The organism is Microbacterium sp. (assembly GCF_049650565.1).
Classification (GTDB): domain Bacteria; phylum Actinomycetota; class Actinomycetes; order Actinomycetales; family Microbacteriaceae; genus Microbacterium.
Genome location: NZ_JBASAK010000093.1, coordinates 17,225 through 30,273 on the forward strand (window position 1 = coordinate 17,225; position 13,049 = coordinate 30,273).

The 13,049-nt window shown below is 69.6% G+C and carries 10 protein-coding genes; 8 read left to right on the top strand and 2 right to left on the bottom strand.

Going from position 1 to position 13,049, the window contains the following annotated elements:
- Positions 1-18 precede the first annotated feature (18 nt).
- The 8 genes from WA967_RS14700 (at position 19) to WA967_RS14735 (ending at position 11,518) form a co-directional block, all read left to right on the top strand.
- Positions 19-2,511 (top strand): glycoside hydrolase family 65 protein, encoded by a 2,493-nt coding sequence (locus WA967_RS14700; protein ID WP_424424109.1) that lies wholly within the window; start codon positions 19-21, stop codon positions 2,509-2,511.
- A gap of 178 nt (positions 2,512-2,689) precedes the next feature.
- Entirely contained in the window at positions 2,690-5,116 is a 2,427-nt protein-coding gene (locus tag WA967_RS14705; RefSeq protein ID WP_424424112.1) for a DNA polymerase III subunit gamma and tau, read from the top strand.
- A complete protein-coding gene (gene recR, locus WA967_RS14710) occupies positions 5,116-5,709 on the top strand; it encodes a recombination mediator RecR (protein WP_424424114.1) in 594 nt (197 codons plus the stop codon). The genes WA967_RS14705 and recR overlap by 1 nt, the downstream gene beginning before the upstream one ends.
- On the top strand, positions 5,706-6,629 hold the full coding sequence (locus tag WA967_RS14715) for a DMT family transporter (protein WP_424424116.1): 924 nt from the start codon (positions 5,706-5,708) through the stop codon (positions 6,627-6,629). The genes recR and WA967_RS14715 overlap by 4 nt, the downstream gene beginning before the upstream one ends.
- 99 nt (positions 6,630-6,728) lie before the next feature.
- Complete coding sequence (locus tag WA967_RS14720; protein WP_424424118.1) at positions 6,729-8,015, top strand: aspartate kinase; 1,287 nt, start codon at positions 6,729-6,731, stop codon at positions 8,013-8,015.
- Positions 8,016-8,313: 298 nt separating this feature from the next.
- The gene (locus WA967_RS14725) at positions 8,314-9,396 is read left to right on the top strand and encodes an aspartate-semialdehyde dehydrogenase (RefSeq protein ID WP_424424120.1); all 1,083 of its coding nucleotides are present in this window, start codon (positions 8,314-8,316) and stop codon (positions 9,394-9,396) included.
- Positions 9,397-9,478: 82 nt separating this feature from the next.
- The gene (gene mqo, locus WA967_RS14730) at positions 9,479-10,897 is read left to right on the top strand and encodes a malate dehydrogenase (quinone) (RefSeq protein WP_424424132.1); all 1,419 of its coding nucleotides are present in this window, start codon (positions 9,479-9,481) and stop codon (positions 10,895-10,897) included.
- A gap of 9 nt (positions 10,898-10,906) precedes the next feature.
- Positions 10,907-11,518, top strand: a complete 612-nt coding sequence (locus WA967_RS14735) for a thymidine kinase (RefSeq protein ID WP_424424122.1) — start codon at positions 10,907-10,909, stop codon at positions 11,516-11,518.
- Between the two features lie 85 nt (positions 11,519-11,603).
- On the opposite strand, the gene WA967_RS14740 is transcribed toward WA967_RS14735, so the two are convergent.
- On the bottom strand, positions 11,604-12,377 hold the full coding sequence (locus WA967_RS14740) for an HAD-IIB family hydrolase (RefSeq protein WP_424424123.1): 774 nt from the start codon (positions 12,375-12,377) through the stop codon (positions 11,604-11,606).
- A gap of 12 nt (positions 12,378-12,389) precedes the next feature.
- Complete coding sequence (locus WA967_RS14745) at positions 12,390-12,872, bottom strand: VanZ family protein (protein ID WP_424424125.1); 483 nt, start codon at positions 12,870-12,872, stop codon at positions 12,390-12,392.
- Between the last annotated feature and the right edge of the window lie 177 nt (positions 12,873-13,049).

Below are 13,049 nucleotides of genomic sequence, written 5' to 3' on the forward strand. Positions count from 1 at the left end.
CTCTGCACCGGAGAAAGCATGATCGATCGCGAACGCTACCCTGTCGACCCGTGGCGGCTCATCGAGACCGGCTACGACGAAGAGGGGGTCTCCGAGACCTTCTTCTCCGTCGGCAACGGCTACCTCGGGCTGCGCGGCAACCACATCGAGGGCCGGGGCGCGCACGAGCACGGCACCTTCATCAACGGGTTGCACGAGACTTGGCCGATCCGTCATGCCGAGCAGGCGTACGGTTTCGCCGAGGTCGGGCAGACCATCGTCAACGCACCGGACGCCAAGGTCATGCGGGTGTACATCGACGACGAGCCGCTGACGTTCGACGAGACCGAGCTCCACGAGTACGAGCGCGCCCTGGACCTGCGCACCGGCGTGCTCTCCCGTGACGTCCTGTGGGTCACGCCGTCGGGCAAGCGGGTGCGCATGCACGACGAGCGCATCGTCAGCTTCGAGGAGCGGCACCTGGCGGTGCTGCGGCTCGAGCTGGTGGTGGAGAACGCCGATGCGCCGGTGACCATCAGCTGCCAGCTGCTGAACCGGCAGGACGGCGCGGGGATCTACGCCGGCGATCCGATGGCTGCGAAGCCCGAGAGCAGAGTCGGATTCGACCCTCGACGCGCCGAGAAGATCGCGCAGCGCGTGCTGCAGCCGGTGGAGTACTGGCAGGACGGGCTGCGGTCCGCGCTCTCGTACCGGGTGACCGATTCCGGCATGACGGTGGCTGTCGTCGCCGACCACATCGTCGAGACCGAGAACGAGTACAGCACGCGAACGCTCATCGAGCCCGACATCGCGAAGAACGTGTTCCGCGTGCAGGCCAAGGCCGGTGTCCCGATCCGGATCAGCAAGATCGTCAGCTACCACAGCTCCCGGGGCGTGCCGCCGCGTGAGCTGGTGGATCGCTGCCGCCGGTCGCTGGACCGGGTGGGCGTGGAGGGCGTCGACGCCCTGTTCCGCGGTCAGGCCGCGTGGCTGGAAGACTTCTGGGAGCGCTCGGACGTGCGCATCGCCGGACACGACGACCTGCAGCAGGCCGTGCGGTGGTGCCTGTTCCAGCTCGCACAGGCGGCGTCGCGCGCGGACGGCGCGGGAGTCGCGGCGAAGGGGCTGACCGGCTCCGGGTACAGCGGGCACTACTTCTGGGACACCGAGATCTACGTGCTGCCGTTCCTCACCTACACCTCGCCGCAGTGGGCGAAGAACGCGCTGCGCGCGCGGGTGCTCATGCTGCCGGCCGCGCGGCGGCGCGCCGCCCAGCTGAACGAGGCCGGCGCGTTGTTCCCCTGGCGGACCATCAACGGCGAAGAGGCGTCGGCCTACTACGCGGCGGGCACCGCCCAGTACCACATCAACGCCGACATCAGCTTCGCGCTCGGCAAGTACGTGCGCGCCACGGGGGATGAGGAGTTCCTGCGGCGCGAGGGCGCCGACATCGCCGTGGAGACCGCGCGGCTGTGGGCGACGCTGGGCTTCTGGCGCGGCACCAACGGCGACTCCACGTTCCACATCCACGGGGTGACGGGGCCGGACGAGTACACCACCGTCGTCAACGACAACTTGTTCACCAACGTCATGGCCCGCTACAACCTGCGCTTCGCGGCACGGGTGGTGCGGGAGATGGCCGAGCAGGACCCCGCCGCGTACGCGGCTCTGGTGGAGCGCACGGGCCTGGACGCCGGTGAGCGGGATGCCTGGGATCGGGCCGCCGAGGCCATCCACATTCCGTTCAGCGAGTCGCTGGGCATCCATCCGCAGGATGCGATGTTCCTCGAGCGCGAGGTGTGGGACCTGGAGGGCACTCCCCCCGATCAGCGCCCGCTGCTGCTGCACTACCACCCGCTGGTGATCTACCGGTTCCAGGTCCTCAAGCAGGCGGATGTCGTGCTGGCGCTGTTCCTGCAGGGCAACCACTTCACCGCCGAGCAGAAGCTCGCCGACTTCGACTACTACGATCCGCTGACCACCGGCGACTCGACGCTGTCGGCCGTCGTGCAGTCGATCATGGCGGCGGAGGTCGGCTACCAGGACCTTGCGCGGAACTACTTCGAACAGGCGCTGTTCGTGGACCTGGGCGACCTGCACCACAACGCCGCCGACGGCGTGCACGTGGCGTCCGCGGGTGGCGTCTGGACCACGCTGGTGTCCGGGTTCGGCGGCATGCGCGACCACGACGGCCTGCTGTCGTTCGATCCGCGGCTGCCCGAGGACTGGCCGGAGCTGTCGTATCCGCTGCGCTGGCACGATTCGCAGCTGCGGGTGACGCTCACGGCCGATGCGCTGCGCGTGGAGGTGCGCTCCGGCGATCCGGTGGACTTCTCCGTGCGGGGCGTGAAGTACCGGGCATCGGCGGCGGAGCCCGCGCTGGTGGCGCTGGCCGACCAGGGGCCGGTGCGCCGCGGCCGCCCGACGCTGCGCCAGTTCGAGGACGCCCGCCGTGATGACGGCACGCTCATGTCGCCGACCGTCCCTGTCACCACCACGACCATCCCGGTGATCGCCGCCTACGAGGACTAGAGCCCCGTTCCTCCCTCCGCCGAGACCCCGGCCTGCCGTCCACACCCCGCCGTGCCGACGCCCGCAGGGCGGGGTCTCGGCGAGAGGCCGGGGTGTCGGCGACGGGCGGAGGCCGGAAGGTCAGCCTCGACTGCGAAGGCCCGGGACCGATGTCGGTCGCACGCCGTAGGCTGGACGGGTGACAGCAGCCCTCTACCGCCGCTACCGGCCCGAGACCTTCGCGGAGATGATCGGCCAGTCCCAGGTGACCGACCCGCTCATGACCGCGCTGCGCGGCGACCGCGTCGGGCACGCGTACCTCTTCTCCGGCCCTCGCGGATGCGGGAAGACCACGTCGGCGCGCATTCTGGCGCGCTGCCTGAACTGCGCCGAGGGCCCCACCGACACCCCGTGCGGGACGTGCCCGAGCTGCGTGGAGCTGTCCCGCAACGGCGGCGGATCGCTGGATGTGGTCGAGATCGACGCGGCCAGCCACAACGGCGTCGACGATGCCCGCGACCTGCGCGAGCGCGCGACGTTCGCCCCCAGCCGCGACCGCTACAAGATCTTCATCCTCGACGAGGCGCACATGGTCACGCCGCAGGGATTCAACGCCCTGCTGAAGCTGGTCGAGGAGCCGCCCGAGCACGTGAAGTTCATCTTCGCGACCACCGAGCCCGAGAAGGTGCTCGGCACCATCCGCTCGCGCACCCACCACTACCCGTTCCGCCTGGTGCCGCCGGCGGCCATGCTCGAGTACGTCGAGAAGCTGTGCAGCGAGGAGGGCGTGCAGGTCGAGCAGGGCGTGCTGAGCCTGGTCGTCCGCGCCGGCGGCGGCTCGCCGCGTGACACGCTGTCGCTGCTGGATCAGCTCATCGCCGGCTCCGACGAGGGCAACGTGACGTACGAGCGCGCCGTCGCCCTGCTCGGTTACACGCATGCGGCACTGCTGGACGAGATCGTCGAGGCGCTCGCCGCCGGCGACGCAGCCGCGGCGTTCCCCGCGGTCGACCGCGTCGTGCAGTCCGGTCAGGATCCGCGCCGCTTCGTCGACGACCTGCTGGAGCGCCTGCGCGATCTCATCGTCATCGCCGCCGTCGGAGAAGACGGTGCGGCGTCCGTGCTGCGCGGCCTGCCCGCCGACGAGATGCAGCGGATGCTGGCGCAGGCGGCGTCCTTCGGCGCCTCGCGACTGTCCCGCACGGCAGACCTCGTCAGCCGCGCACTCGATGACATGACGGGGGCCACCTCGCCTCGTCTGCACCTGGAGCTCATGGTCGCCCGTGTGCTGGCGGCTGCACCCGCGGATGCCGCGGGCCAGGCGGCGGTGAGCGTGCCACCGGCTGCTGCGCGTGCGCATGCACATGCGCCCGCGCCTGTCGTGAACGCCGCGCCTGAGCCGCAGCCCACAGCGGCTCCACAGGCTGCTGCTCCCGCTCCGGCAGTCGAGGAACCTGTGGCACCTGCAGCCGAGGAGACGCCTTCGGCGGCGCCCGTCGCCCCGAAGACACCCGAAGCAGAGTCTGCGCAGGATGGACCTGCCGCTCTCGCAGCATCCGAAGCTGCTGCGACGCCTGCGCCCGCAGACCTCGCTCCCGAGAAATCCTCTCCTGCTGCACCGACCGCCGCACCTGCGGCGCCCGTCACGTTCGAGCGCATCCAGGCGTCGTGGCCCGCGGTGCTGAAGCGGCTGGAGTCCGTCAGCCGCACGTCGTGGCTGGTGGCCACGGGCACGCAGCCGTTGGGCTTCAACGTCGAGAAGACCGTGCTGACGCTGGGATTCGCGAGCCCTGCGGACCTGACGAAGTTCAAGGGCACGAAGCCCGGTGATGGACCGTCCGACCACCTGCGCGCGGCCATCGAGCAGGAACTCGGCGTCACCGTGAAGTACCGCCCCGCGCCCCTCCCTCCGCAGAGCGGTGGCGGCAGTGCACGCGTTGCGTCCGGCCCCGCACCGGCGGCGCCGAGCCGTCCTGCGCCGGACCACCCCGTCGCGCGGGGAGACGAGGCACCCGCAGCCGGCTGGGCCAACCCGATGGGCGACCCGTCGCCGGTGGGGGAGGCCGACCACCGCAGCGATCCGAGGAGCAACTCGGCGGCGGTGCCCGCCTCCGTCACAGAGTGGGCGGTTGCCACGATCCCGACCTCGGCGCCGGCTCATGTCGCCGCCAGCACCGCGGATGCCGCGCCGACGGCACCCGCGGCGCCGATCGCGCCCCCTGCACCGGCAGCCGTGCAGCAGCAGTTCGCTGTAGATGAGGAGCCCGCCGAAGCCGAGGCCGCGGCATCCGCTCCTCCTGCGCCTCCAGCGGATGGCGCCGTCGACACCCCGCCCGAGGACGACTATCCGCCGTTCGACGAGGAACCGCCCTACGACCCCGCCTACGACGCACCGGTTCCCGACGCCGGAGGATCGCGCGGGCCCCGGCAGGCGCCCACGGCGGCGCCCGTGCGTCAGGCGCCCGTGCGTCAGGCCCCCGCTCGTCAGGCCCCCGCGCCGACGGTGTCCGCGCATCGCGCGGCATCCGACGGCGTCGAGCGCCGCGGCGAGGCCGTGATCCGCCAGGTGCTCGGCGCGAAGTTCCTCCGCGAAGAGCCCTATGAGCCCCCGACGAGGTTCCACTGATGTATGACGGCATCGTCCAGGAGCTGATCGACGAGTTCGGCCGGCTCCCCGGGATCGGCCCGAAATCCGCCCAGCGCATCGCGTTCCACATCCTGCAGACGCCCTCTTTCGACGTGAAGCGGCTCTCGGAGCTGCTGGTCGAGGTGCGCGAGCGCGTGCGCTTCTGCGAGATCTGCGGCAACGTGTCCGAGCACGACCGCTGCGCGATCTGTCGCGATCCCCGCCGCAACCCCGAGCTGATCTGCGTGGTCGAGGATGCCAAGGACGTGGCCGCCATCGAGCGCACCCGCGAGTTCCGCGGGCTGTATCACGTGCTGGGCGGCGCCATCAGCCCGATCGCGGGCGTCGGCCCCGATGACCTGCGCATCGCGCAGCTGATGACACGCCTGGCCGACGGCACCGTGCAGGAGGTAATCCTCGCCACCAACCCCAACCTCGAGGGCGAGGCCACGGCCAGCTACCTGAGCCGACTGCTCACCAGCATGGACATCACCGTCTCGCGGCTGGCCTCCGGCCTGCCCGTCGGCGGCGACCTGGAGTATGCAGACGAGGTGACGCTGGGGCGGGCCTTCGAGGGTCGGCGCCGCCTGTGAACGCGAACTCCGGGTTCAGCCGGAGGGGCTGGATCCTGTTCGCCGTCATGGCGTTCGTGTGGGGCATCACCTACCTGTTCATCAAGGAGGCCGTCGACACGTTCGGCCCGCCGGCCGTCGTCTCCGGGCGCACGCTGCTGGGCGCCCTCGTGCTGCTGCCGCTCGCGATCCGCAGCGGAGCGCTGAAGGCCGCCTGGAAGCACTGGCCGTGGATCCTGGCGTTCGGAGCGGTGGAGATGGGCGGGCCCTTCCTGCTGCTGAGCCACGCCGAGACGCAGCTGCCGTCGGGCCTGACCGGACTGCTGGTGGCCACCGTCCCGCTGTTCGCGGTGATCATCGCCCTTCTGCGCGGCGATCGCACGGCCCTCGCGCCCGTCCGCCTCGGTGGTCTGCTGGTCGGCTTCGCGGGCGTGTCCATCGTCGTCGCAGGCCCCGGACTGTTCCCGACCGAACCCGCCAGCGCCTTCGCCATCGGCGAGATCATGCTCACCGCCGTGATGTACGCCATCGCGCCGTTCATCATCGCGCACAAGCTCGCCGACGTGCCCTCCATCGGCACGATCACCCTGGCTCTGTTCGCCATCGGCCTGGCCTACCTGCCTGCGGCCATCCTCACCCCGCACGAGCCGCCCACGCTGCGGTCCGCCGGCTCGCTGCTGCTGCTGGGCGTGGTCTGCACGGCGTTCGCGTTCGTGTGCTTCTTCGCGCTGATCCGCGAGGTGGGCCCGGTGCGCGCACCGCTGTTCACCTACATCAACCCGATCGTCGCGATCGTGCTGGGCACCGTGCTGGCCGCCGAGCCCGTCACACCGGGACTGATCATCGGCCTGCCGATCATCCTCATCGGATGCTGGTTCGCCGCCACCGGGGGACGCTTCCGGCCACGGGCATCCGAGGTCCCATCCGGGCCCACCGCCTAGCCGGACCCGCCGGCCGCACCCGTCACATGCGCCGGCAGGCATGGACCCGATCCGTACAATGATCCTGGGCGGCTCCGCCCAACGTCCCCGGGAGTGAACGTGGCCCTGATCGTGCAGAAGTACGGCGGATCGTCCGTCGCCGATGCGGAGAGCATCAAGCGCGTCGCCAAGCGCATCGTCGACACCCGTCGTGCCGGTCACGACGTGGTCGTGGCCGTCAGCGCCATGGGCGACACGACCGACGAACTTGTTGACCTCGCGCACGAGGTCGCGCCGATTCCCGCGCCGCGCGAGCTGGACATGCTGCTGTCCAGCGGTGAGCGCATCTCCATGGCGCTGCTGGCCATGGCCATCCACTCCATGGGTTTCGAAGCCCGCTCGTTCACCGGCAGCCAGGCCGGCATGATCACCGACTCGCACCACGGCAAGGCCCGCATCGTCGACGTCACTCCGGTGCGGCTGCGCGAAGCGCTCGACGAGGGCGCCATCGTCATCGTCGCGGGCTTCCAGGGGTTCAACCGCGACACCCGCGACATCACCACGCTCGGCCGCGGCGGCTCCGACACCACCGCCGTCGCCCTGGCCGCGGCGCTGAAGGCCGATGTCTGCGAGATCTACAGCGATGTCGACGGCATCTACAGCGCGGACCCGCGCGTGATCCCGAAGGCCGGGAAGCTCGACCACATCTCCACCGAGGAGATGCTGGAGCTGGCCGCCAACGGGGCCAAGGTGCTCTACATCCGCGCCGTCGAGTACGCGCGCCGGCAGCACGTCCTCATCCACGCCCGGTCCACGTTCTCGTCGGCAGAGGGCACCTACGTTCTGGGCGAGGGCATGAAGAACCCCCGCGAAACCGAGGGAGCAGTCATGGAAGAACCCATCGTCGCGGGCGTCGCCACCGACCTCAGCCAGGCCAAGATCACCGTCGCGGGCGTGCCCGACGTGCCCGGCAAGGCTGCGGAGATCTTCAAGATCGTCTCCAAGTCCGGCGCCAACGTCGACATGATCGTGCAGAACGTGTCGGCGGCATCCACCGGCCGCACCGACATCTCCTTCACGCTCTCCAAGGCCGATGCGACCGCCACGCTGAAGGCGCTGGCGGCCGAGAAGAACGAGGTCGGCTTCGAGAACCTCATCCACGACGACCAGATCGGCAAGCTGTCGGTGGTCGGCGCCGGCATGCGCACGCACTCCGGCGTCTCCGAGATCCTGTTCGATGCGCTGAGCACCGCGGGCATCAACATCGAGATGATCTCCACCTCCGAGATCCGCATCTCGGTCGTGCTGCGCGGCTCCGATCTCAACTCCGCAGCGCAGGCCGTGCACACCGCCTACGGGCTGGACAGCGAGATCGAGGCCGTCGTCCACGCCGGCACCGGCCGCTGACGGCATCCGCACGCCCGAGCGTCCACGTCCGTCCGGAAATCTGTCCGTCTCCGGACGGATGTCGGCTCAGAACACGGATGCCGGTCGGACTGGAGCGTCTGAGCCGACATCCGTGCTTTCCGCAGGCATCCGTCCCTGACGGACCACACGCCGGACGGATCGTAGACGGCATCCGTCACTCCGCATCCGCACCCGAGCGCGAGCGGGTAGACTCGCCGCAACCCTGACACCGGCGCCGGGCGCAGCAACCTCACCCGGGGCTGAGCCCAGCGCTCCGTCTTCACGCCAAGGACTCCTCATGACCCGTATCTCCGACTCAGGATTCTCGATCGCCGTCGTCGGCGCGACCGGACAGGTCGGCACCGTGATGCGCGAGATCCTCGCCGAACGCGCCTTCCCCGTCCGCGAGCTGCGACTGTTCGCCTCAGCCCGCTCCGCCGGGAGGACCATCGAGTTCCAGGGTCAGGACGTCGTCGTCGAGGACGTCGAGACGGCGGACCCCGCGGGCATCGACATCGCCCTCTTCTCCGCCGGCGCCACCGCCAGCCGTGCGTACGCACCGAAGTTCGCCGCCGCAGGAGCCGTGGTCGTCGACAACTCCAGCGCCTGGCGGATGGATCCCGAAGTCCCGCTGGTGGTCAGCGAGGTCAACCCGGATGCCATGGACGAGCGTCCCAAGGGCATCATCGCCAACCCGAACTGCACCACCATGGCCGCCATGCCGGTCATGAAGGCCCTCGACGCCGAGGCGGGCCTCGAGCGACTCATCGTCAGCACGTACCAGGCCGTCTCCGGATCCGGTCTCGCCGGTGCGCAGGAGCTGCTCGGCCAGGTGGAGAGCGCCGTCGCACAGGGCGACGTGCTGCGCCTCGTGCACGACGGCTCGGCCGTCGACTTCCCCGCGCCCGAGAAGTACGTCGCCCCGATCGCGTTCGACGTGATCCCATTCGCCGGCAACCTGGTCGACGACGGCGACAACGAGACGGACGAGGAGAAGAAGCTCCGCAACGAGAGCCGCAAGATCCTCGGCCTGCCCGACCTGCGCGTGGCCGGCACCTGCGTGCGCGTGCCGGTGTTCACCGGGCACTCGCTGTCGATCCATGCCGAGTTCGCGAACGACATCACCCCCGAGCGGGCCTACGAGGTGCTCGCCCAGGCGCCCGGCGTGGTCGTCGACGAGGTGCCCACGCCGCTCAATGCCGCGGGCAAGGACCCCAGCTTCGTCGGCCGCATCCGTGCCGACCAGTCCGCTCCGGAGGGCAAGGGTCTGGTGCTGTTCATCACCAACGACAACCTCCGCAAGGGCGCGGCTCTGAACGCCGTGCAGATCGCGGAGGAGCTCGCGAAGCGCCTGGTACCGGCATCCGCGGCATCCGCCTGACGCGGAAAGCGGGGCGGATGCTGACGACTAGACTGGTCGGGTGACTGAAACCGTCGACGTCGTCTTGATCGGTGGGGGCATCATGTCCGCCACACTCGGTACTCTGCTGCACGAACTGCAGCCGGACTGGAAGATCGTCGCCTACGAGCGCCTCAGCGAGGTGGCCGAGGAGAGCTCCAACGCGTTCAACAACGCGGGCACCGGCCACTCGGCGCTATGCGAGCTGAACTACACGCCACAGGCAGCCGACGGCAGCGTCGACGTCACCAAGGCCGTCTCCATCAACGAGCAGTTCCAGCTCAGCCGTCAGCTCTGGTCGAGCCTGATCGACCGCGGCGTGCTCAGCGGCCCCGACACATTCATCAACCCGACCCCGCACATGACGTTCGTGCGCGGCGAGAAGAACGTCTCGTTCCTGAAGACCCGCTACGAGGCGCTCAGCAAGCAGACGCTGTTCGCCGACATGGAGTACAGCGAGGACTCGCGCGTCATCAACACCTGGGCGCCGCTGCTCGTGCAGAAGCGCCTGAAGACCGACGCGCCGTTCGCTGCGACACGGGTCACCGGCGGCACCGACGTGGACTTCGGCGCCCTCACACGCCAGCTCTTCTCGCACCTGGCGGCCTCCGGTGCGCAGGTGCGCACCAACACCGAGGTGCGCTCCCTCAAGCGCCAGAAGGACGGCACCTGGCTGATCAAGCACCGTCGCACGCTGGGTCACGCGCCCGGTGAGATCAAGGCGCGCTTCGTGTTCGTCGGCGCGGGCGGCTGGGCCCTCAAGCTGCTGCAGAACAGCGGCATCCCCGAGATCAAGGGCTACGGCTGCTTCCCGATCGGCGGACAGTGGCTGATGACGAGCAAGCCCGAGATCGTGTCTCAGCACCACGCCAAGGTGTACTCGAAGGCCACCGTGGGTGCCCCGCCGATGTCGGTGCCGCACCTGGACACTCGCGTCGTCGACGGCAAGACGTCGGTGCTGTTCGGGCCGTTCGCCACGTTCAGCCCGAAGTTCCTCAAGAACGGCTCGAACTGGGACATCGTCACACAGGTGCGCCCGTCCAACCTGTTCAGCATGCTGAAGGTCGCCGCCACCAACTTCGACCTCATCAAGTACCTCGTCAGCGAACTGCTGAAGAATCAGAGCCGCAAGGTCCAGGACCTGCGTGAGCTGATGCCGGATGCCAAGGACGAGGACTGGACGCTGCGCCAGGCCGGCCAGCGCGCCCAGGTCATGCACAACGGCAAGCTGCAGTTCGGCACCGAGGTCATCACCTCGGCCGACGGATCCATCTCGGGCCTGCTGGGCGCCTCGCCGGGGGCCTCGACCGCCGTGCCGATCATGCTGGGGCTGCTCAAGCGCTGCTTCGCCGACGAGTACGCAGGCTGGGAGCCCCGGCTTCGCGAGCTGATCCCCACGCTGGGCGAGCAGCTCAACAACAAGCCGGAGCTGGCGAAGGAGACGTTCGAGAAGACCTCCGCCGCGCTCTCGCTGCAGAGCTGACAGGGCACCGTGGCGAAGCTGTACTTCCGCTACGGCGCGATGAACTCCGGCAAGTCGACGGCACTGCTGCAGGCCGCCTACAACTACGAGGAGCGCGGCCAGCACGTGCTGCTGGCCAAACCCGCCATCGACACCAAGGGCGCCTCGCAGATCGAGAGCCGGCTCGGCATGACCCGGGAGGTCGACTTCCTGATAGGTGCGGAGGACGATGCCCGAGGGCTGTTCGCCGCGCAGCGCGAGCAGGTGCGCCGATCATCGGAGGACCATGCGGACGTGGCATGCCTGCTCATCGATGAGGCGCAGTTCCTCACGCCCGGGCAGATCGACGACCTGTTCCGCATCGCGGTGCTCGACGGCATCCCGGTGCTGGCGTACGGCATCCGCAACGACTTCCGCACGCACGCGTTCCCGGGGTCCGCGCGGCTGCTGGCCATCGCGCACACGCTCGAGGAGCTGAAGACCATCTGCCGCTGCGGCCGCAAAGCCGTGTTCAACGGGCGGAAGGTCGACGGGCGCTTCGTGTTCGATGGTGACCAGGTCGCCATCGACGGGGCCTCCGTGACGTACGAGTCGCTGTGCGGGAACTGCTATCTCGAGGAGTCCGGCGGAGTGCTCGGTTGAGGCTCACTCGTTGAGCTTGCAGCTGGGTCGCTGAGCTCGTCGAAGCGTTGCGTCACGGCTGACCTCCTGTCCTGAGCAGTTCGGATCAGTCGACGACCGGCGCGGGCAGCGCCGGGATGAGGGCGTCGAGCTTGTCGGCGGTGTCCTGCCAGCCCTCCACGGGCACGCAGGGCACGCCGATGGCGAGCACGGGGTAGTCGTTGCCGTCCTCGTCGAGGCGGTCGCCGTAGAAGAGCATGTCGGTCAGCGAGATGCCGGTGTGCTCGGCCAGCTGGCGCATGCCGTGGGCCTTGTCGATGCCCTCACGGGTGATGTCGATGCTGGTGGAGCCGCCGGAGCGGACCTCCAGGCCGGGCAGGCGGGCTGCAACGGCGTCGCGCAGGGCCGCGCGCTTGGCGCCGTCGGGGTCCCAGGCGCGCTTGGCGTCGCCGGGGGCCTGCTGACCGAGGGCCGAGAAGGTGATCTGCGAGCCGCGATCCTCGAGGATCTCGCCCCAGGGGTCCGGCTCCCACAGGCGCAGGCGCTGAGCCTCCTCGCGCAGGGCCTGCAGGGCCGCGTTCTTCTCGGCGTCGGTGAGGTCGTGGGCGTAGACAGCGGTGAAGTCGTTGCCGTCGTGGCGCAGGTAGCGGGTGCCGCAGGTGGGCAGCAGGTGCAGTCGCGCCAGATCGGATGCCGGGGCGTCGGCCAGCTGCGAGATGACCTGCGTGCGGAACTGCTCCTCGTTGCCTCCGGAGATGATGGCGACGTCGACCCGCTGCAGCAGGCTGCAGAGCAGATCTGCGATGCGGGCGTCGATGCGGGCCTTGGACGGGGCGAGCGTGTCATCGAGGTCGAAGGCGACCAGGCGCGGTGTAGGCATAGTGCCTCCAGCTTATTCGGGCTTGGGGGCGGCGACGATGAGTCTCGACACGGACCAGGCCAGCAGCACGCCGATGGTCGCGCCGAGGGAGTTCGTGGCCACGTCGACGGCGCTGGCGACCCGGTCGGGCAGGAGCAGTCCCTGACAGATCTCGATGATCACAGACAGCAGCGGGCCGACCAGCAGCGCGGCGAGGATCCGGTTCCTGAGGATGATGAAAGCGAGGATCCCGAGAGGAAGGAACACCAGGACGTTCGACGAGAATTCCAGCTGGTCGAAGCCCAGCCAGCCCCAGCCCAGGGTGCGATGAGCGAACCCCAGCACGAGGTCGAGCATCGCCGGCATCCGCTTCTCGACGCGCTCCGGCGCGAGGGTGAGCGAAAGGATCCCAGCCAGGTACGGGATGCCGATCAGCAGCGCCACGACGACGCCGCGGTTGCTCGGCCGGCGCCGTGCACGCGGTGCAGGAGGGAGCGGGAGCGGTTGCGTGGTCACGAGGACGATCGTACGGGGGAGGGCTGGGGTGCCGCTGGGGGTGCTTCCCCACCGCGCCCTCCACCCGCCGCTCGAATCCGAGATCGGGTTGCGATGGTCGGAAGTGGCGGCGTGCGGAGCCTCCTGCGCGGTGGGGCCCCTCTGGCGTCCCGGACGAAACGCCGCAGGACCCCGCCC

What these genes read in the sequence shown, in the direction of transcription:
- recR (WP_424424114.1), top strand. Translation starts at nt 5,116, where the DNA reads ATGTATGACGGCATCGTCCAGGAGCTGATCGACGAGTTCGGCCGGCTC.
- WA967_RS14700 (WP_424424109.1), top strand. Translation starts at nt 19, where the DNA reads ATGATCGATCGCGAACGCTACCCTGTCGACCCGTGGCGGCTCATCGAG.
- WA967_RS14740 (WP_424424123.1), bottom strand. Translation starts at nt 12,377, where the DNA reads ATGCCTACACCGCGCCTGGTCGCCTTCGACCTCGATGACACGCTCGCC.
- WA967_RS14725 (WP_424424120.1), top strand. Translation starts at nt 8,314, where the DNA reads ATGACCCGTATCTCCGACTCAGGATTCTCGATCGCCGTCGTCGGCGCG.
- mqo (WP_424424132.1), top strand. Translation starts at nt 9,479, where the DNA reads ATGTCCGCCACACTCGGTACTCTGCTGCACGAACTGCAGCCGGACTGG.